General features: G+C 52.7%; 18 protein-coding genes and 1 riboswitch. Of the genes, 15 read left to right on the forward strand and 3 right to left on the reverse strand.

From position 1 onward, the window contains the following. Nucleotides 1-2,436, forward strand: a 2,436-nt coding sequence (gene pheT, locus ACI3UA_RS03330; protein ID WP_439723410.1) for a phenylalanine--tRNA ligase subunit beta, incomplete at its 5' end; no start/stop codon positions are given. Nucleotides 2,437-2,441: 5 nt separating this feature from the next. Next, nucleotides 2,442-3,113, forward strand: coding sequence for a cell division protein ZapA (gene zapA / locus ACI3UA_RS03335; protein WP_439723411.1), 672 nt, complete (start codon nt 2,442-2,444; stop codon nt 3,111-3,113). 82 nt (nt 3,114-3,195) lie between these two features. Here zapA and ACI3UA_RS03340 read toward each other — a convergent pair whose 3' ends face one another. After that, a complete protein-coding gene (locus ACI3UA_RS03340) occupies nt 3,196-3,486 on the reverse strand; it encodes a LysM peptidoglycan-binding domain-containing protein (protein ID WP_439723412.1) in 291 nt (96 codons plus the stop codon). Nucleotides 3,487-3,868: 382 nt separating this feature from the next. On the opposite strand from ACI3UA_RS03340, the gene thrS reads away from it, so the two are divergent. The 7 genes from thrS (at nt 3,869) to ACI3UA_RS03375 (ending at nt 10,306) form a co-directional block, all read left to right on the forward strand. Beyond that, nucleotides 3,869-5,788, forward strand: a complete 1,920-nt coding sequence (gene thrS, locus ACI3UA_RS03345) for a threonine--tRNA ligase (protein ID WP_439723413.1) — start codon at nt 3,869-3,871, stop codon at nt 5,786-5,788. 226 nt (nt 5,789-6,014) lie between these two features. After that, nucleotides 6,015-6,560, forward strand: coding sequence for a translation initiation factor IF-3 (gene infC, locus ACI3UA_RS03350; protein WP_439723426.1), 546 nt, complete (start codon nt 6,015-6,017; stop codon nt 6,558-6,560). Next, nucleotides 6,560-6,757: a 50S ribosomal protein L35 gene (rpmI, locus tag ACI3UA_RS03355; protein WP_154405306.1), complete on the forward strand. Its 198-nt coding sequence runs from the start codon at nt 6,560-6,562 to the stop codon at nt 6,755-6,757. The genes infC and rpmI overlap by 1 nt, the downstream gene beginning before the upstream one ends. A 38-nt stretch (nt 6,758-6,795) precedes the next feature. Next, the gene (gene rplT / locus ACI3UA_RS03360) at nt 6,796-7,149 is read left to right on the forward strand and encodes a 50S ribosomal protein L20 (protein WP_439723414.1); all 354 of its coding nucleotides are present in this window, start codon (nt 6,796-6,798) and stop codon (nt 7,147-7,149) included. Between the two features lie 139 nt (nt 7,150-7,288). Then, nucleotides 7,289-8,626 carry a branched-chain amino acid transport system II carrier protein gene (gene brnQ / locus ACI3UA_RS03365; RefSeq protein ID WP_439723415.1) on the forward strand — a complete coding sequence of 446 codons (1,338 nt, stop codon included), beginning with the start codon at nt 7,289-7,291 and terminating at the stop codon, nt 8,624-8,626. A 162-nt stretch (nt 8,627-8,788) separates the two neighbouring features. Then, nucleotides 8,789-9,394, forward strand: coding sequence for an AAA family ATPase (locus ACI3UA_RS03370; RefSeq protein WP_439723416.1), 606 nt, complete (start codon nt 8,789-8,791; stop codon nt 9,392-9,394). A gap of 87 nt (nt 9,395-9,481) precedes the next feature. After that, nucleotides 9,482-10,306 (forward strand): TrmH family RNA methyltransferase, encoded by an 825-nt coding sequence (locus tag ACI3UA_RS03375; RefSeq protein ID WP_439723417.1) that lies wholly within the window; start codon nt 9,482-9,484, stop codon nt 10,304-10,306. A 75-nt stretch (nt 10,307-10,381) separates the two neighbouring features. Here the strand turns inward: ACI3UA_RS03375 and ACI3UA_RS03380 are convergent, their stop codons facing one another. After that, nucleotides 10,382-10,837, reverse strand: coding sequence for an Lrp/AsnC family transcriptional regulator (locus ACI3UA_RS03380; RefSeq protein WP_439723418.1), 456 nt, complete (start codon nt 10,835-10,837; stop codon nt 10,382-10,384). Between the two features lie 173 nt (nt 10,838-11,010). Next, on the reverse strand, nt 11,011-12,423 hold the full coding sequence (locus ACI3UA_RS03385; RefSeq protein WP_439723419.1) for a carbon starvation CstA family protein: 1,413 nt from the start codon (nt 12,421-12,423) through the stop codon (nt 11,011-11,013). A 259-nt stretch (nt 12,424-12,682) separates the two neighbouring features. On the opposite strand from ACI3UA_RS03385, the gene ACI3UA_RS03390 reads away from it, so the two are divergent. The 6 genes from ACI3UA_RS03390 to fba all read left to right on the forward strand — a co-directional run bounded on the left by ACI3UA_RS03390 (nt 12,683) and on the right by fba (nt 18,846). Beyond that, on the forward strand, nt 12,683-13,465 hold the full coding sequence (locus ACI3UA_RS03390; RefSeq protein ID WP_439723420.1) for a ZIP family metal transporter: 783 nt from the start codon (nt 12,683-12,685) through the stop codon (nt 13,463-13,465). Between the two features lie 135 nt (nt 13,466-13,600). Next, on the forward strand, nt 13,601-13,918 hold the full coding sequence (gene trxA / locus ACI3UA_RS03395; RefSeq protein ID WP_439723421.1) for a thioredoxin: 318 nt from the start codon (nt 13,601-13,603) through the stop codon (nt 13,916-13,918). A 6-nt stretch (nt 13,919-13,924) separates the two neighbouring features. Continuing rightward, nucleotides 13,925-14,022: riboswitch (purine riboswitch) on the forward strand. A gap of 15 nt (nt 14,023-14,037) precedes the next feature. Continuing rightward, nucleotides 14,038-15,474 carry an NAD(P)/FAD-dependent oxidoreductase gene (locus ACI3UA_RS03400; protein WP_439723422.1) on the forward strand — a complete coding sequence of 479 codons (1,437 nt, stop codon included), beginning with the start codon at nt 14,038-14,040 and terminating at the stop codon, nt 15,472-15,474. Nucleotides 15,475-15,578: 104 nt separating this feature from the next. Next, nucleotides 15,579-16,829 (forward strand): uracil permease, encoded by a 1,251-nt coding sequence (gene uraA, locus ACI3UA_RS03405; RefSeq protein ID WP_439723423.1) that lies wholly within the window; start codon nt 15,579-15,581, stop codon nt 16,827-16,829. Nucleotides 16,830-16,832: 3 nt separating this feature from the next. Continuing rightward, on the forward strand, nt 16,833-17,720 hold the full coding sequence (locus tag ACI3UA_RS03410) for an RluA family pseudouridine synthase (protein ID WP_439723424.1): 888 nt from the start codon (nt 16,833-16,835) through the stop codon (nt 17,718-17,720). A gap of 157 nt (nt 17,721-17,877) precedes the next feature. Next, a complete protein-coding gene (gene fba, locus ACI3UA_RS03415; RefSeq protein WP_439723425.1) occupies nt 17,878-18,846 on the forward strand; it encodes a class II fructose-1,6-bisphosphate aldolase in 969 nt (322 codons plus the stop codon). The last annotated feature ends 87 nt before the right edge of the window (nt 18,847-18,933 follow it).

The raw sequence follows: 18,933 nt of genomic DNA on the forward strand, positions 1-18,933 counted from the left end.
ATGCAGGTATCTGTAAAATGGCTTCATGATTATATAGATTTCACGGAAACTGCCGAGGAGCTGGCTGACAAGCTGACTATGGCAGGTATTCCGGTAGAGAATGTGATTCGTGCCGATGAAGGGCTGGAAAAGGTCGTTACCGGCAGGATTGAGAAGATTGTGGCGCATCCAGATTCTGACCACATGGTTGTTACAACCATGAATGTGGGCGGGGAGGAGCCGGTTCAGATTGTGACAGGTGCGCAGAATGTAAAGGAAGGGCAGATTGTGCCGGTGGCCATGATCGGCGCGAAGCTCCCTAACGGCCAGAAGATTTCCAAGGGCAAGCTTCGCGGCGTGCAGTCCAACGGCATGCTCTGCTCTGCCGAGGAACTGAAACTGGATGTGACTGTTCTGCCCAAGGAGCAGACCGAGGGTATCTATATCCTGCCGGAAGATACTCCGATTGGCATTCCTGCCAGCTCCGTGCTGGGGCTGGATGATGTGGTGCTGGAGTTTGAGCTGACTGCCAACCGCGGTGACTGTTTCAGCGTGCTGGGACTGGTGCGCGAGGTGGCCATCCTCACCGGCAATGAGCCGAAGTGGCCGGAAATCCGGGTGAAGGAGGACGATGCTGCCAAAGCTGACGATATGATTAAAATCGGCATTGAGGCTGATGACCTCTGCAGCCGTTTTTCTGCCCGCGTACTGAAAAATGTCAGGATTGCCCCTTCGCCGAAATGGATGCAGCAGCGCCTGGAGGGCGCCGGTATCCGTGCCATCAACAATGTGGTGGATGTCACTAACTTTGTCATGGTGGAGCTGGGCCAGCCGATGCATGCCTATGACTATGACCAGGTGGCAGGCCACAGCCTGACCGCCCGCCGTGCCGTGGAGGGGGAAAACCTTCATACCCTCGACGACTCCGAGCGTCTGGCCAGAGGCAATGAGCTGGTTATCGCTGACAGTGAGAAGCCGGCCGGCCTGGCAGGTGTCATGGGCGGCCTTGAGTCCGAGGTGACAGACAAGACAACTACCATTGTGCTGGAGGCAGCCTGCTTCAATGGTGCCAGCATCCGCCGTACCGCCCGTGCCTGCGGCCTTCATTCCGAGGCTTCCGGCCGCTTTGAGCGCGGTACGGATGTAACGGCTACTGTCCGCGCCCTCGACAGGGCGGCACAGCTTCTGCAGGACATGGGGGCATGCACCGTCACTCAGGGCATCGTGGATGTTTATCCTGTTGCCAAGGAGCCTGTCCATGTGACCTTTACAGCAGAGCAGATTAACAGCCGTCTGGGCACGGAGCTCCCTGCTGACAGAATGATTGAAATTCTGGAAAAGCTGTATTTCAAGGTAAGCGATCAGGGGAACGGCACTTACAGCGTGGAGGTTCCGTCCTGGCGCAACGATGTAACCTTTATGGAGGATTTGTCCGAGGAAATCGCCCGTATTCACGGTTTTGACAATATTGCCTCCACCACGCCGCGGGGGAATGTAACCCAGGGCGGTCAGGGCCCTTTGCAGTCCTTTGCTGACCGCGTAAAGCTGGCACTCAGCCACATGGGAATGTGCGAGGAGGTTTCTTTCAGCTTTACCAGCCCTGAGATTTTTGATAAAATGGAATTGCCGGAGGACAGCAGCCTGCGGAAGGCCATCCCTATTATGAATCCTCTGACAGATGAATTCCCGCTGGTGCGCACCACGCTTTTGGGCAGTGTGCTGGAGAATGCTGTCCGCAACCTGTCAAGGAAGAATGAGGATATCAAGATTTACGATGTGGCACCTGTATTTTATCCAAAGGCCCTGCCGCTGACGGAGCTGCCGCGGGAGGTTGTGAAGGTGGCAGGCTTTATGACCGGCCGCCGCAATCCTGTGGGCTGGAGCAACGACAGCGCGCCGATTGATTTTTACGATGCCAAGGGCATTGTGGAGGATCTTCTGGAAATGCTGGAAATCAGCCGTTATCAGGTGGAGGCAGGCGAGTATACCGCCATGCATCCGGGCAAGACCGCTCTCTTCAAAAAGGGCAAGGAGGTTATTGCCGCAGTGGGCGAGCTGCATCCGAAGGTGGCTGAGAGCTTTGGCATCAGCAAGAAGGCGTATATCTTTGAGATGGACCTCCTTACTCTGCTGAAGTACACCGTTACCAAAAACAGCTGTGCAGCGCTGCCTCGCTATCCGGGCATCAGCCGTGACCTGGCTATGCTGGTGGATGAGAATGTCAGCGCGGCGGAGATTGAGCGCACCATTGCCAAAAATGGCGGCCAGTTCTTTAACGGAGTTACCCTGTTCGATGTATATCAGGGCAAGCAGATTGCTGCAGGCAGGAAGTCCATGGCCTTCAGCATACAGTTCCAGTCCAATGACAAGACCTTGACGGATGCAGAGGCAGATGAGGGCTTCCAGAAGATTCTGGAGGCTGTACAGAAGGAGTTTGACGCAGAACTTAGAGGGTGATGCCTATGGCAGCAATAGTGGATGTAACTATTCTGGGAAACCGTTATAAGCTGAAAAGCAGTGACAATGAAGCAGGGCAGCTGAAAGAGCTGGCGGCCCTGCTGGATGCCAGGATGCAGGAAACAGCCGGCCATCTCAAAAGGATTAATCCGCTTAATGTAAGCATACTGACGGCCTTGCAGCTGGCAGAAGAGCTGGCGGCAAGCCGGTCCGAGGCAAAGGCCGCTTATGACAGGCTGAAGCTGCAGCATGCGGAGGAACTGGCAGAGTGCAGGGAAGAGCTGGCGGCATTAAGGCGTCGGCACAGTGAGGAAGTGGACGGCATAAATTCCCGTCATCAGGAGGAAGTGTCCCGCCTGAACGGCCAGCATGCCGACCGCCTGCACGGCCTGCAGCAGAAGCACAGCCAGGAAATAACCGGTATCCGGCAGGAAATGTCCGGCCTGCAGCAGAAGCATAGTCAGGAGATAAACGGCCTGCAGCAGAAGTATAATCAGGAGATAAGCGGCATCCGGCAGAAGCACAGCCAGGAAATGTCCCTCCTGCAGCAGAAGTATAGCCGGGAGATATCCCTCCTGCAGCAGGAGCAGTCCCGCAGGTACGAGGCACTAAAGGCAGAGCATGAAAGCCTGAAAAGGGATTATGACGAGCTGATGGAGCTGCTGGAGGAAAACTAAAAGCTGTACGAAAAATGAAAATGACCACCATGAGGGCGCTCTATGAAAAATGCGTAGCGGCGATGGTGGTCATTTTTTATGTTTATTTTTGGGCGATGGCATTGCTGTCGGCAGGGGAAAGCACAGGCACCTGAATGCGGCGTCCTGACTGCAGGACGGCATCTGCCTGCAAGCCGTTGATTTCGCAGATGGCCTCTATGAGCTGTGCCTTGTCCTTTTCGTTTACAGTGTATCTGCCAGCCAGGTCATGGAGATTTTCTCCCTGCTGTACGGTTACGGCGGCAAAGGTATCAGCGCGCAGGTATTCATTGTCCAGGTGCATCGGGGCCAGAAAGGCAAGAGTTATCAGCAGGGTTGCAAGCAGCTTTTTCATTTTTCACATCTCCTAATCATTTTTTTCGGACTGGTGGCAGGCCTGCAGAGCAGGCGCGGGAACGAAGAAAGAAAACCCTTCTTCGTGAAAGAGAGGTTCGTGATATATCTGTTTGTGTATATAATAACACGAAAAATCGTTCTTGACAAGTAATTTCGGAACAAATTTACCAAAACTTTTTTCAGCAGTATAGTTCTTATTAAAACCGAAAAAGCAAATTTCCCCTGGCAGGCTATTGCTTATGTCAGCTATACTGATGCTTGAAGGAATTTTCAGCAGGCTTCTTTCGTATAAACTTGCAATAAGTTCATGTAAATACTATAATGGAAGCTGGTACTTTAAAAGAAATAATAAATTTCTTTGATTATATAGGAGGGTTAAGATGATTAAATTGACTATGCCGGATGGCTCCATCCGAGAGGCGGAGGCTGGTATCAGTGCGATAGAGCTGGCAAAATCTATCAGCAACAGTTTGGCAAAAAAGGTGCTGGCTGTCAGCATTGATGATAAAACAATGGATGTGTCAACAGTTCTTGACAGGGATTGCAGGGTGCAGTTCCTGACCTTTGAGGATGAGGGCGGCCGTCATGCACTGCGCCACACGGCCTCGCATATTCTGGCCCAGGCAATCAAGCGCCTGTATAAGGAAGAAAATGTACAGCTGGCTATCGGCCCTGCCATCGAGAACGGCTTCTATTATGATATTGACATGGAAAAGCGCCTGACAGATGAGGATTTGAAGGACATCGAGAAGGAAATGCACAAGATTGTCAAGGAAAATCTGAAGCTGGAGCGCAGGCTGGTAAGCCGTCAGGAAGCGCTTGACATGTTCAGGGCTGCCGGGGAAAGCTACAAGGTGGAGCTGATAAATGATCTGCCGGAGGAAGCGGAGATTTCCCTGTATACCCAGGGCGAGTTCACGGATCTGTGTGCAGGCCCTCATGTGGCCTCCACCGGCAAGGTAAAGGCGCTGAAGCTGCAGAGCGTGGCCGGTGCTTACTGGCGCGGCAGTGAGAAGAACAAGATGCTGCAGCGCGTATACGGCACTGCCTTTGAGAAGAAGGAGGAGCTGGAGGCATATCTCAAAATGCTGGAGGAGGCCGCCAAGCGCGACCACCGCAAGCTGGGCAAGGAGCTGGATCTTTTCAGCATTCATGAGGAAGGCCCCGGGTTCCCGTTCTTCCATCCGAATGGCATGGTAATCCGCAACGAGCTGATTAATTACTGGCGCGAGGTTCATCGCCGCTACGGCTATCAGGAAATCAAGACGCCGATGATTCTGAACCGACAGCTGTGGGAGCAGTCCGGGCACTGGGCTCATTACAAGGAAAATATGTACTTCACCGAGATTGATGATGAGGATTATGCCATCAAGCCTATGAACTGCCCTGGCGGCATGCTGGTATACAAGACCCAGCAGCACAGCTATCGCGACCTGCCGCTGCGCGCCGGCGAGCTGGGACTGGTGCATCGCCACGAGCTGTCCGGCGCTTTGCACGGTCTCTTCCGTGTGCGCAACTTCACTCAGGATGATGCCCATATCTTTATGACCCCTGACCAGATAGAAGGGGAGATTCAGAATGTCATCAACCTCTTTGATGAAGTGTACAGCACCTTCGGCCTGAAATATCATGCCGAGCTTTCCACCCGCCCGGAGGATTCCATGGGCTCTGATGATATGTGGGAGCTGGCTACCAACGGCCTGCGCAACGCCTTGGAGCATCGCGGGCTGGACTATATTGTCAACGAGGGTGACGGCGCCTTCTATGGCCCGAAGATTGACTTCCACCTGAAAGACTCCATCGGGCGTACCTGGCAGTGCGGCACCATTCAGCTGGATATGCAGCTGCCGGAGAAGTTTGACCTGACCTATGTGGGTGAGGACGGCCAGAAGCATCGTCCTGTCATGATTCACCGCGTGGTATATGGCTCCATTGAGCGTTTTATCGGCATCCTGATTGAGAACTACGCCGGTGCTTTCCCGACCTGGCTGGCACCTGTGCAGGTGAAGATACTGCCGATTACCGACAGGCACATGGACTATGCCTTCGAGCTGAAAAAGAAAATGTTTGACCTGGGTCTGCGCGTAGAGGTGGATGACCGCAATGAAAAGGTCGGCTACAAGATGCGCGAAGCACAGGTAAAGAAAATTCCTTATATGCTGGTAGTAGGCGATCAGGAGATGGAGGCAGGTACTGTCAATATGCGCAAGCACGGTGAGAAGGAAACCAGCACCATGCCTGTGGACGAGTTTATTGCCTACATTCAGGCGAATATTGCGTCCAAGTCTGAAAAATACTGAGCTTTGAATTTTTTACAAAAATAAGGAAAAGTAGTTGACAGGAATTATCCTGTGTGCTATGATATGCAAAGTGATTGAAGCAGAAGTTGCCACTTCTCACCTGCTGGTAGGAATCAGTCGGGTTTTATATCAGATTTTTTGGTAGAGGTGGCTTTGTGCCGCCTCTATTTTGTTTTGGGCGGTGCTGCTGTAATGACGCCGTTTGTAAATATCTGCAGGGAGGTGTATTTTCATAGCTAAGGAAATTGCAAGAATCAACGAGGAAATCCGGGTTCGCGGCGGAGAAATCCGTGTAACCGATGCGGAGGGGCAGACCCTGGGCATTATGCAGGTGCGTGAGGCACTGCAGATGGCCATGGATCAGCATCTTGATCTGGTGGAGATTGCGCCGAAGGCGAAGCCGCCTGTGTGCCGCATTATGGACTTCGGTAAGTATAGATATGAACAGCAGAAGCGGGAAAAGGAAGCCCGCAAGAAGCAGAAGGTCATCTCTGTGAAAGAGGTGAAACTGCGTCCAAATATTGAACAGCATGATTTTGACGTCAAGCTGAAGAATGCAGTACGTTTCCTTGAAGAGGGAAACAAGGTCAAGGTAACGATTATGTTCCGTGGCCGTGAGCTGTCCCATCCTGAGCTGGGCCGTGAGATTCTCGGCCGGGTTGCAGAGCAGTTGAAGGATTCAGTATCTATTGAAAGAGATGCTAAGCTTGAAGGTAAAAATATGATTATGATTCTGGCCCCAAAGGCCGCATCTAAAGGAGGAAAACAGTAATGCAGAAGATGAAGACTCGCAGAGCTGCTGCAAAGCGCTTTACTTTAACAGGTAGTGGCGAAATTAGAAGAAATAAGGCTTATAAGAGCCATATCCTGGAGAAGAAGTCTCCGAAGCGCAAGCGTAACCTGCGCAAGGCTGCTCTGGTAGTCGCTGCTGACAAGAAGCGCGCTATGAAGTGCCTGCCATACGCATAAGGATTGATTGATTACTTTATTTTTAGGAGGATAAGAACATGCCAAGAGTAAGAACTGGTGTGAGTGCACATAGACGTCATAAGAAGATTTTGAAGTTAGCAAAGGGCTACAAGGGTGCCAAGAGCAAGCAGTTTAAGAAGGCAAATGAGACCGTTATGAAGGCTCTCTACTATGCACGCCGCGACCGTCGTGCCAAGAAGGGCGTATTCCGTCGTCTCTGGATTGCCCGTATCAATGCTGCAGCTCGTGCTAATGGCATTTCCTACAGCCGTCTGGTTGCAGGCCTGACCAAGGCCGGTGTTGAGGTAAACCGCAAGATGCTGGCTGATCTGGCAATCAATGATGCAAACGCATTTGCCCAGATGGTAGCTGTTGCCAAGGAGAACCTGTAATACACAGCATTGTGAGCTGTTATGACGATAAAAGAGCTGCTTGCGCAGCTCTTTTTTGCAATGTAATAAAAATTTGCAAGTGCAATGGGTTTTGCGGTGCAGCAACACCTGCTGACGCAATGTAATAGAGGTGCTTTTGATGCAGAATTTATCCAAGATGGAGCTGTTGTCCGTAGGCTTTATGGTGTTTTCCATTTTCTTTGGTGCCGGCAACCTGATTTTTCCGCCTTATCTGGCCCAGAATGCGGGCACCAGCTTTCCTATCGCCATGGCCGGCTTCCTGGCTACCGGCATCGGCCTGCCCCTGCTGGGGCTGATTGCTACGGCCAGGCATGGCGGACGTTATACGCAGCTGATAGACGACAGGGTGCATCCCGTGTTCAGGGCAGTTTCCTTCGGGTTGCTGTATCTGACTATCGGACCGCTGTTTGCGGTGCCGCGGACGGGAGCGGTGTCCTTTGAGATTGGCATCAAGCCGTTTCTGGCCGTTGATGCGGTGAATACAGGTGAGCTGATATACACGGCGGTGTTCTTTCTGGTCACTTATTGGCTGGCGGCCAATCCGAGCATGATTGTGGATCGCGTGGGCAAGGTGCTGAGCCCGCTGCTGCTCTTTTTCCTGTGCCTGCTTTTTGCGCGTACGTATTATGAGCCTATCGGCAGGATTCTGGCGCCCATAGAGGAATATGCCGTTTCTCCTTTTGCCTCCGGCTTTATCAATGGCTACCTGACCATGGACATGCTGGCGGCCCTGCCTTTTGCCACGCTGGCCATTACGGCCATCAGGCAGAAGGGGCTGACGGAGAACTCTGCTATCTGCCGGGCCTGTATCAAGGCCTGTGTGGTGGCGGTGGTCCTGATGGGCCTCGTCTATGTGTCCCTGGCTTATCTCGGAGCAACCTGCCCGTCGGTGCTGGGGTATTCGGCCAACGGCGGCATTATCCTGTCCACTGCCACCTATGTGTTTTTTGGTGATACCGGCAAGATAGTGCTGGCCTTCATTATCGGCTTTGCCTGCCTGACTACCAGCATCGGTGTCAGCTCGGCCTTTGCCAGCTATTATCAGTACGTGTTCGATGGCAGGGTCAGCTACAAGGCGCTGCTGCGGATTGCCGTGTTTTTCAGCTTTCTGGCCTCCAATGTGGGGCTTACGGAGCTTATCCGCATATCGGTGCCGTTTCTGGTGGCCCTGTATCCGATTTTTATCGTGCTGGTTCTGGTTTCCCTGTTTGACAGCCAGCTGGGTTCCAGCAGGGGCGTGTACCGCTGGAGCATCGGCCTGACACTGCCATTCAGTGTTCTGGATGGACTGCAGGCGGCTGACATCCACCTGAGCGGACTGCAGGAGATTTTGTCCATGTACCTGCCGCTGTACTCCGTCAGCCTGGGCTGGCTGGTTCCTGCCCTTCTGGGCGTGCTGATTGGCTTTGTGGTTTCCAGGAAAGCAGGCGGCAAGAATGGCAGGCAGACTGCCTGAACGTAAAGATTATGAGGCGTTAAGACTTTTTTAAGGTTTTGGCGCCTTTTTTCACGCTCAAAAGAAGGATTTTCACTGTTTTTGTTGAATTATATATGAAAAGATAAAGAGAAATGGAGAAAGCAGGGTAATGGTAGTCCATTTTGAAAGGCAGTGATTTTTATGAACAAAATTATTACTATCAGCCGTGAATTTGGCAGCGGCGGCCGTGAATTTGGCTGCAGGCTGGCAGAGAATCTGGGCATCAAGTATTATGACAAGGAGATTATCAGCAAGATTGCCGCCAAGGCGGATTTGTCCGAGGGCTATGTCAAGGAAGTGGTGGAGAAGCGTCCTATGCCGCTGTTTCCTATGACCATAGGTGCCACCTTTGCGGCGGTGGGGGTCTATTATCCATTGATGGTGGAGGAGTCGGTGTACACTGCCCAGACCGAGGTGCTGCAGGAGCTGGCGGAGCAGTCTGACTGCGTGATTGTGGGGCGGTGCGCTGATTATATCCTGCGCTCCTACAATCCTTTCAAGATATTTATCTATGCCGATATGCCGTCCCGCATCAAGCGCTGTATGGAGCGCAGCACCCCGGAGGAAAAGCTGACGGAGAAGGAAATGAAGAAGCGCATCACCAATGTTGATGAGAGCCGTGCCAAGTATTACGATTTTTATACGGGCCAGAAGTGGGGAGCGCGTCAGAATTACAACGTCTGCATCAATACCACCGGCATGGATATAAAGAAGCTGGCCGAGGCCTACAGCAACATGCTGAAATAGCGGCGGGGCCGGGGGAAGCACGCCGATGCCCTGTTTTTGCATGATGTTGGTCGATTTTGTTGGTTTGGTTGATGAGAGGAGCGCATATTGAAAAAGCTGGAGCGTATAGAGAGCAATGCTAACGCAAAGATAAAGCTGGTATCGAAGCTGCATGCCCACAAGTACCGCAAGGAGGAAAGCCTTTTTGTGGCAGAGGGTGTGCGCCTGGCTGAAATGGCCGTTCAGGCAGAGTGGCCGCTGAGGTTTGCCTTTGTCAGTGACAGCGCCATCGACAATCCGAGGGTAGTGCAGATTGTGGAGCGGCTGCAGGCAAGGGATTGTCCAGTATATCAGATGGAAAGGGAGCTGTACAACAAGGCATCCGATACGGTAAATGGCCAGGGGATACTGCTGGTGATGGGGCAGAGGCTTTTCACCTGGCGGGAGGTGCTGAGCTGTCCGCGGGGGGATGCTCCCCTGCTGGCCGTTCTGGATGGGATTCAGGATCCCGGCAATGCAGGCACGATTATCAGGACGGCAGATGCCCTGGGGTGTACCGGTGTGGTCTGTCTGGAGGGAACGGTGGACTTGTTTAGTGACAAGGTGGTACGCTCCTCGATGGGCTCCATCTTTAACATCCCGTTTTTGGATAATGTGACGCGGGGAGCTTTCATAGACGCCTGCCATGACAATGAGCTGAACATGATTGCCACGGCTCTGGACAAGCTGGCTTTGAAGCATTATCTGGCGGAGTATAACAGCCCTACGGCCATTGTGTTTGGCAATGAGGGTGGTGGCATCTCGCCGGAGATTATGGAGGCCGCCGCCAGCAAGGTATACATTCCTATGTCCGGCAAGGCGGAGTCCTTGAACGTGGCCTCGGCAGCAGCCATTGTGCTGTACGAGGCAAACAGGCAGAGGGCGATTTTATAAGCGCAGCAAAAAGGCTGAAGCGCGGTGATATGCCGCTCTTCAGCCTTTTCTTATCCGTTGCGTCCCGTTGCCTTGTCAGGTTATGGTGACGGACGGCCTGTCAATGATGGAGGAAAGCACAACGATGGAGTGGGTCTTGTTGACGCCCGGCTGTGCCTTGATACGGTTCAGAAGCTCTGCCAGGGTGCTTGTGTTGTTGGTCTGTACCTTCAGCGTATACTCGTAGTTTCCGGTGATGCGGTAACATTCCTTGATGTCCCTTTCGGTTTCGACGAAATCGACGAATCTGTCAGCATGCTTCTGCATGTCGAAGCCGATCTGCACCAGTGCCATAAGCTGCTTGTCCACAAGGGAAGGGTTCAGCAGGGTGGTGAATTTCTGGATGACGCCGGAGGACTCCAGGCGCTTGACCCGCTCGCTGACAGCCGGCATGGACAGGGAAACTGCATTGCTAAGGCTGGATATTGTAGCGCGGCCGTTTTCCTGCAGCAGCTTCAGGAGAGCCTTATCTATCTTATCTAATTTATACATAAAATCACCTCTTCTAATAATATTATAAAGGGTATACAGAAAAAAGTAAATAAAAAAACGGCTGTCGCAACAGTATTTTTGTTTCAACAGCCGTTAGTTTTTTATACCGTTAAAATATTTTCATGTACGCCCCGCCTTGCGTCGGCACGGCATGGATAAGGAATGGCATATCGTCAGCTTTCCTTCTGCAGTACAGTCACCCGCAGGAAGAGGAACAGGAACAGCGCCGCGAACACGAAGCCGGCCGGGTAGCTGATAGCGGTAGAAAGCTGCAAGCCTTCCTTGGCCTGAAGAATGTAGGTGGTAGTTACCACGGACATGAAGGTGGCAGGAATGACGGCTATCAGATAGGCCTTGCTGCCCTTGAACTTCCTGTACATGTAGACAGCACCGGTCCAGAGGACGATCATGGCGAGGGTCTGGTTTGTCCAGGCAAAATAACGCCAGATGATGGTGAAGTCAATCTGGGACAGGAAGCCGCCGATAGCCAGAAGAGGCACGGCCAGATACAGACGCTTAACCTTGTTGCTCTGCTCAAGGCCTACCCAGTCAGCAAGGGTCAGGCGGGCGGAGCGGAATGCGGTATCGCCGGAGGTAATCGGGCAGGCAATAACGCCCAGCATAGCCAGAACGGAGCCGACATAGCCCATGAAGCCTACGCAGATTTCGTACACGGCCTTGTTCTGGCCTACACCGGCCATGGCTGCAGCCAGACCGCCGGTGCTGTCGTAGAAGGTAACACCGGCTGCTGCCCATACAAGGGCAATAACACCCTCGGCCACCATAGCTCCGTAGAATACAGGGCGGGCCATGCGCTCACTCTTCAGGCAGCGGGCCATGAGAGGGGACTGGGTGGAGTGGAAGCCGGAAACAGCACCGCAGGCTACGGTGATGAACATCAGAGGCCAGATTGGCAGATCCTTAGGGTGCAGGTTCTGGAGGGTCAGCTCAGGCATTGTATGCCCGCCTACACCGGCAAACATGGCGAACATGATGCCGAAGGCCATGACGAGCAGGCAGGCGCCGAACAGCGGGTAGAAGCGTGCTATCAGGGTGTCAATCGGCAGCAGGGTTGCCAAAAAGTAGTAGGCCAGGACAATCAGCAGCCACATGGTAGGGTCCATGCCTGTGAGCATGGCCAGCAGGTTGGCCGGGCCGGTCATGAATACGGTACCTACCAGAACCAGCAGCACTACGGAGAAAAGGCGCATGATGTGCAGCATCAGGCTGCCCAGGTATTTGCCTACCACCTCGGAGATGCTCCTGCCGTTTTCCCGGAGGGAAATCATGCCGGACATGTAGTCGTGCACGCCGCCGGCGAAAATAGTACCGAAGACGATCCACAGGTATACGCTCGGCCCCCAGAGTGCGCCGCCCAGCGCGCCAAAGATAGGGCCGAGGCCGGCGATATTCAGAAGCTGAATCATAAACACCTTCCAGGTAGGAAGCGGGATGTAGTCAACGCCGTCGTTGATGCGGACGGCAGGTGTTGGCTCATCAGTAGGTTTGAAAACATTGTCTACAATCTTGCTGTAGATAAAAAATCCTATCACCAGCAAAGCAAGACACGCGAGAAAAGAATACATACGAGATACCCCCTTAAATAGCTTATAATCACAATACTCCCCTAAATGATTATAAATAATACTTATTACGCCTATATACTAACACTACGCGCTATAAAAGTCAAAAAATTCGTAAAAAAATAACGGTTAATTTTATAAAGTAACCAATAATTGAAATTTAGCTAATATGTAGATTTTTTTCTGCTTTTCAGACAAAATATCCTGATTCTGTGGTAGAATGTAATCAAGTAATAATTCACTCAGGTGGTGACGTCGTATTATGAACAATGAAGTGATACAGGGACTGGCAATTCCCTTTCTGGGTACATCCCTGGGAGCGGCCATGGTGTTTTTCCTGCGGGGACAGCTGAATGACATGGTGCAGAGGAGCCTGACGGGCTTTGCTGCGGGGGTCATGACGGCTGCCTCCATCTGGAGCCTTTTGATACCGGCGATGGAGCAGTCGGAGGATATGGGGCAGCTGGCGTTTATTCCGGCAGTAACCGGCCTGTGGGCAGGGATTTTGTTCCTGCTGCTGCTGGATCATATCATTCCCCATCTGCATATGAACAGCGACGAGCAGGAAGGCCCTCATTGCAGCCTTTCCAAAAGAATCATGCTGGTGCTGGCGGTGGTGCTGCACAATATTCCGGAGGGCATGGCTGTAGGTGTGGTGTACGCCAGCTGGCAGTCGGGGCTGTCTGAAATAACCTTTGCTGCGGCCATGGCCCTGTCCATAGGCATCGCCATCCAGAATTTCCCGGAGGGGGCGATCGTGTCACTGCCTCTCAGGGCAGAGGGCGCAGGCACTTTGAAGGCCTTCGGCATGGGGGTGTTTTCCGGTGCGGTGGAGCCGGTGGCGGCGGTGCTGACGATTGTTTTTGCCAGCCTGGTTATACCTGTACTGCCCTATCTCCTGAGCTTTGCGGCCGGGGCCATGATTTATGTGGTGGTGGAAGAGCTGATACCTGAGATGTCTGTGGGACATCATTCCAACATCGGCACGCTGATGTTTGCCGTGGGGTTCAGCGTGATGATGGTTCTGGATGTGGCTCTGGGATGATGTGCCCTCATGTTTTGATTTGATTCGTGTTTTGGCTGTGACAAGGATTTGCATATTGACTGTGGCAGGGTCTTGTGTACTGGTTGTGACAGGGATATGCCGATATTGTGCAGATGTAGTAAGGAGGAGCTTGAAATGGCGGTTATTGAAATTACAGAGGAAAACTTTGCGGCAGAGGTGCTGCAGTCGGACAAGCCGGTACTGCTGGATTTCTGGGCAGAGTGGTGCGGGCCGTGCCGGATGATGGGGCCTGTTGTGGATGAGATTGCAGGGGAATGCGGCGATATCAAGGTAGGCAAGGTGAATGTGGATGAGCAGGAAGCCCTGGCCACCCGCTTTGAGGTCATGAGCATTCCAACGCTGATGGTGTTCAAGGGCGGCAAGATTGCCCGGAGGTCCATAGGCGTCAAGCCGAAGGAGGAGGTTCTGGAGCTCTTAAAGCTTGACAAATAGCTGTTTTTCTGATAACATCTTCGAGGTTATATAGGTCTTTGATATGGAAGGATGTTTCTACCAACTGCCGAAAATAGTTGTCTATAACCAATTGTGCAGTTCCTGCTGCAGGTTGGTTTTTGTACACTATTTTGCGGCAGTTTTTTTGTGATAGTTTTCGGGAAGCGAGGGAGATTGACATGAAGTATGATGTGATTATTATCGGGGCCGGGCCGGGGGGCATTTTCTCCGCCTATGAGCTGGTGCAGGGAAACAAGGAGTTGAAGGTGGCGGTATTTGAGGCGGGCAGGTCACTGGAACAGCGCAAATGCCCCATTGATGGCAAAAAGGTAAAAAGCTGCATAAACTGCCGTCCCTGCGCCATCATGAACGGCTTTGGCGGCGCAGGCGCCTTTTCCGATGGAAAGTACAACATTACCAACGATTTCGGCGGTACCCTGTATGAGCACATCGGCAAGGAAACCGCGCTGGAGCTGATGTACTACGTGGACGGCATCAACACAAGCCATGGCGGCAGTGACACCAAAATGTATTCTACGGCGGGAACGGGCCTGAAAAAGACCTGCATGCAGAACAAGCTGAAACTGCTGGATGCTTCCGTGCGCCATCTTGGCACGGATAAAAACTACGTCGTGCTGGAAAATATTTTCAGCGAGCTTAGAGACAGGGTAGACTTCTTCTTCATGACGCCGGTGGAGGGGATTGATGTGCTGGCGGAAGGCTACCGGGTGCGCACGGCGGAGAAAAGCTACGAGTGCGACAGGTGCATCGTGTCAGTAGGGCGCAGCGGCAGCAAATGGATGGAACGCACCTGCAGGGAGCTGGAGATTCCTACCATGTCGAACCGTGTGGATATTGGCGTCAGGGTAGAGCTGCCGGCGGAGATTTTTTCCCATCTGACGGATGAGCTGTACGAAAGCAAGATTGTCTATCGGACGGAGAAGTTTGAGGACAAAGTGCGTACATTCTGCATGAATCCCTATGGCAGCGTGGTAAGCGAAAACACCAACGGCATTATTACAGTCAACGGTCACAGCTATGAGGATAAGTCACTGCAGACCAGCAATACCAACTTTGCCCTGCTGGTATCCAAGCATTTTTCGGAGCCATTCAAGGACAGCAACGGCTACGGGGAGAGCATTGCCCGCCTGTCCAACATGCTGGGAGGCGGCGTTCTGGTACAGCGCTTCGGCGATCTGGTGAGGGGGCGCCGCACCACGCAGAAGCGCATGGCAGAGGGGTTCGTGACACCGACGCTGGCGGCGTCGCCGGGGGATCTGAGCCTGGTACTGCCAAAGAGGATTCTGGATGGCATTGTGGAGATGATTTATGCCCTGGACAAGATTGCTCCCGGCACAGCCAATGATGATACACTGCTCTACGGCGTGGAGGTCAAGTTCTACAACATGGAGGTGGAGCTGGATGAAAATCTGGAGAGCAGGTACAAGGGGCTGTATATCATCGGTGATGGCAGTGGCGTGACCCACTCCCTGTCCCATGCTTCAGCCAGCGGCGTTTTTGTGGCCAGGCAGATTCTTGAGCAGATAAAGGCGTGATGAAGGGAAAGCCGGATTGTATAATGTATATAACTGGACATTTTTTGCAGTATATGATAGATTTTTAGAGTATAAATTTTGCGAAAAAGGAAGTGTATATCTGTATGTTGGAGAATAATGGTGTAATTCGTGTGGATCAGAGGCCGCCTATTCAAAAGACGATTCCTCTGAGCCTGCAGCATCTTTTTGCCATGTTCGGTTCCACGGTGCTGGTGCCGATTCTGTTCAATGTAAACCCGGCTACGGTACTGCTGTTTAATGGTATAGGTACTCTTTTGTACCTGTTTTTGTGCAAGGGCAGAATACCGGCATACCTTGGTTCCAGCTTTGCCTTTATCTCGCCGGTCTTTGCGGTGCTGTCGCAGTACAGCTACGAGGCGGCACTGGGCGGATTCATTGCTGTCGGCGTTGTGTTTGTGCTGGTGGGGCTTTTGATAAGGGCCATGGGCACCGACTGGATAAATTTTATCTTTCCACCGGCGGCCATGGGCGCTATCGTGGCGGTAATCGGCCTTGAGCTGATGCCGGTGGCTGCCGGAATGGCAGGCCTGACCGCCAAGGAGCCGGACACGAACGCTATCGTTGTTTCCGTGATGACGCTGGCTATTACGCTTTTTGCCCAGGTGGCCTTCCGTGGTTTTCTGCAGATAATCCCGATTCTTATTGGCATCGTATCCGGTTATGTGGTTTCCCTGGCCTTTGGCATTGTGGATTTGAGCATAATCGAAAAGGCGCCGTGGTTTTCCCTGCCGACCATCTACACACCTGAGTTTAACTTCAACGCCATCTGCATCATCCTGCCGGCGGCGCTGGTGGTGGTGGCCGAGCATGTGGGGCACCTCATTGTGACAGGTAATATTGTAGGAGCTGACCTGACGAAGGATCCGGGCCTGGATCGCTCGATTATCGGCAACGGCCTGTCCACCATCCTTTCCGGCTTCTTTGGTTCCACGCCGAACACTACCTACGGTGAGAATATCGGCGTTCTGGCCATGACAAAGGTTTTCAGTACCTGGGTTATCGGCGGTGCGGCTGTTTTTGCGATTCTGCTGTCCTGCTTCGGCAAGCTGGCCGCTGCTATACAGAGCATTCCGGCCCCGGTTATGGGCGGCGTTTCCATGCTGCTCTTCGGCGTTATCGCAGCCTCCGGTATCCGCGTGCTGGTGGAGAGCAAGGTGGATTACAATGATCCTATCAATCTGATGCTGACTGCCGTGGTGCTGGGCATTGGCGTAAGCACCGCCAGCATTACCATTGGCACTGTAACCCTGAGCGGCATGTCTTTGGCAACCGTGGCAGCCATTGTGCTGAGCGTATGCTTTAATCTGGTGAAAAGGCTCCGCGGTGGGAACTAAGCCATGGATGTAACATATATTGTCTCGATGGAGGATGAAAAAGCTCTGCACCCTGTACCGGTCAGGGCTTTTCTTCGTCAGAAATGCGGTTTTTCCCATGGGCTGTGGCGGCGGCTGAAGTGGAACGGCACCCTTTTGGTCAACGGCAGGGAGGAACGGGCCGTTACGGCCATGGTGCAAAACGGTGACGTGCTGACCTGCCGGATTCCTGAGAATACCCGTCTGGCGGTGACGCCCATGCAGCTGGATATACGCTATGAGGATGAATATATGATTGTCCTGAACAAGCCTGCCGGTATGCTGGTACACCCTACGGGCGGTGATTATGCGAATACCCTGGGCAACGGCCTGCTGTATTATTATCAGCAGACGGGGCAGGAGATTGACTTTCATCCTGTGCACCGCCTTGACCGCAATACCACGGGGCTTGTGCTGGTGGCAAAGCAGCCGCAGCTGCAGAATGCCCTGACCCAGGGCAGTGCCGGAAAGTTTTTTCATCGCAGCTATATCGCCCTGATAAAGGGGGAGATGCCGAAGCTGCAGGGAACGATAGACCTGCCGATTTCCCGCCATCCCGAAAGCATTATTCAGAGGATTTGCAGCAGTGACGGACAGCCGGCAGTGACCCATTACCGGACGCTGGCCAGGCGGGGCGGCATGTCCCTGCTCCGCCTGCAGCTGGAAACGGGACGTACCCATCAGATACGGGTGCATCTGGCGGCAATGGGGCATCCCCTGCTGGGGGATGACTTATACGGAGGCGATACGTCACTGATTCAGCGGCAGGCATTGCACGCCCTGCATCTTGAGGTGGCAAATCCTCTGACCGGTGAGGAGGTTTCCCTTTATGCAGACGTGCCGCAGGACATGATGGCGGTTTTTGGCGGATAGCGGATAAAGGATGATTATCGGTTGTTGAAAAAATGTGCAAATTATTTTGTACATTTGAAGCAAAATTCTCTACAATTAAGAAAAATCTTATTTTATTGCTGTTAATTATCAGGAAACTGTGCTATAATGATTACATATTTTGATAGGGGGTTTTTTTATGCCATTAGTAGGAACTAAAGAAATGTTCAAGAAAGCATACGAGGGCGGCTACGCTATCGGTGCATTCAACGTAAACAACATGGAGATTGTGCAGGGCATCACTGATGCTGCAGCTGAGCTGCGTTCTCCTGTAATCCTGCAGTGCTCTGCCGGTGCTCGCAAGTATGCCAACCATCAGTACCTGGTACATCTGGTAAAGGCTGCTCTCGAGGTTCATCCTGATCTGCCGGTTGCTCTCCATCTGGATCACGGTGCAGATTTTGAGACCTGCAAGTCCTGCATTGACGGCGGCTTCACTTCCGTTATGATTGATGGTTCCCATCATTCCTTTGAGGACAATATCGCGGTTACCAAGAAGGTAGTAGAGTATGCTCATGCCCACGGCGTAGTAGTAGAGGGCGAGCTTGGCCAGCTGGCAGGCGTAGAGGATGATGTAAACGTATCCGCAGAGGATGCAAAGTACACCCATCCGGAGGAGGTTGAGGAGTTCGTATCCCGTACCGGTGTTGACTCCCTGGCTATCGCTATCGGCACCAGCCATGGCGCTTTCAAGTTCACTCCTGCACAGTGCACCTTGAACGAGGAAGGCGTTCTGGTTCCGCCTGAGCTGCGTTTCGACATTCTGGAGGAGATTACCAAGAAGCTGCCAAACTTCCCAATCGTTCTCCACGGTGCTTCTTCCGTAGTACCTGAGTATGTAAAGATCATCAACGCTAACGGCGGCAAGCTGGATGATGCTATCGGCATCCCGGAGGATCAGCTCCGCAAGGCTGCCCGCAGTGCAGTCTGCAAGATTAACGTTGACTCCGATCTGCGTCTGGCTCTGACTGCCGGTATCCGTCAGCACTTCATGGAGCATCCGGAGCATTTCGACCCACGTCAGTATCTGACCCCGGCCCGTGCTAACATCAAGGCTATCGTTGAGCACAAGATTAAGAACGTACTGGGCTGCAACAACGCTTATTAATTTGTTGACCTGATTGCGTTTTCCCGCTGTCTGCACAGGCGGCAGGGCAGAGAAAAAGCTGTACAGTTTTGGCTGTACAGCTTTTTT

Source organism: Anaerovibrio sp. (assembly GCF_051866355.1).
Classification (GTDB): Bacteria; Bacillota; Negativicutes; order Selenomonadales; family Selenomonadaceae; genus Anaerovibrio.

Excerpts from the sequence above, each read along its gene's own strand:
- zapA (WP_439723411.1), top strand. The coding sequence starts at position 2,442 with ATGGCAGCAATAGTGGATGTAACTATTCTGGGAAACCGTTATAAGCTG.
- ACI3UA_RS03340 (WP_439723412.1), bottom strand. The coding sequence starts at position 3,486 with ATGAAAAAGCTGCTTGCAACCCTGCTGATAACTCTTGCCTTTCTGGCC.
- thrS (WP_439723413.1), top strand. The coding sequence starts at position 3,869 with ATGATTAAATTGACTATGCCGGATGGCTCCATCCGAGAGGCGGAGGCT.
- rpmI (WP_154405306.1), top strand. The coding sequence starts at position 6,560 with ATGCAGAAGATGAAGACTCGCAGAGCTGCTGCAAAGCGCTTTACTTTA.
- rplT (WP_439723414.1), top strand. The coding sequence starts at position 6,796 with ATGCCAAGAGTAAGAACTGGTGTGAGTGCACATAGACGTCATAAGAAG.
- brnQ (WP_439723415.1), top strand. The coding sequence starts at position 7,289 with ATGCAGAATTTATCCAAGATGGAGCTGTTGTCCGTAGGCTTTATGGTG.
- ACI3UA_RS03370 (WP_439723416.1), top strand. The coding sequence starts at position 8,789 with ATGAACAAAATTATTACTATCAGCCGTGAATTTGGCAGCGGCGGCCGT.
- ACI3UA_RS03380 (WP_439723418.1), bottom strand. The coding sequence starts at position 10,837 with ATGTATAAATTAGATAAGATAGATAAGGCTCTCCTGAAGCTGCTGCAG.
- ACI3UA_RS03385 (WP_439723419.1), bottom strand. The coding sequence starts at position 12,423 with ATGTATTCTTTTCTCGCGTGTCTTGCTTTGCTGGTGATAGGATTTTTT.
- ACI3UA_RS03390 (WP_439723420.1), top strand. The coding sequence starts at position 12,683 with ATGAACAATGAAGTGATACAGGGACTGGCAATTCCCTTTCTGGGTACA.
- trxA (WP_439723421.1), top strand. The coding sequence starts at position 13,601 with ATGGCGGTTATTGAAATTACAGAGGAAAACTTTGCGGCAGAGGTGCTG.
- uraA (WP_439723423.1), top strand. The coding sequence starts at position 15,579 with ATGTTGGAGAATAATGGTGTAATTCGTGTGGATCAGAGGCCGCCTATT.
- ACI3UA_RS03410 (WP_439723424.1), top strand. The coding sequence starts at position 16,833 with ATGGATGTAACATATATTGTCTCGATGGAGGATGAAAAAGCTCTGCAC.
- fba (WP_439723425.1), top strand. The coding sequence starts at position 17,878 with ATGCCATTAGTAGGAACTAAAGAAATGTTCAAGAAAGCATACGAGGGC.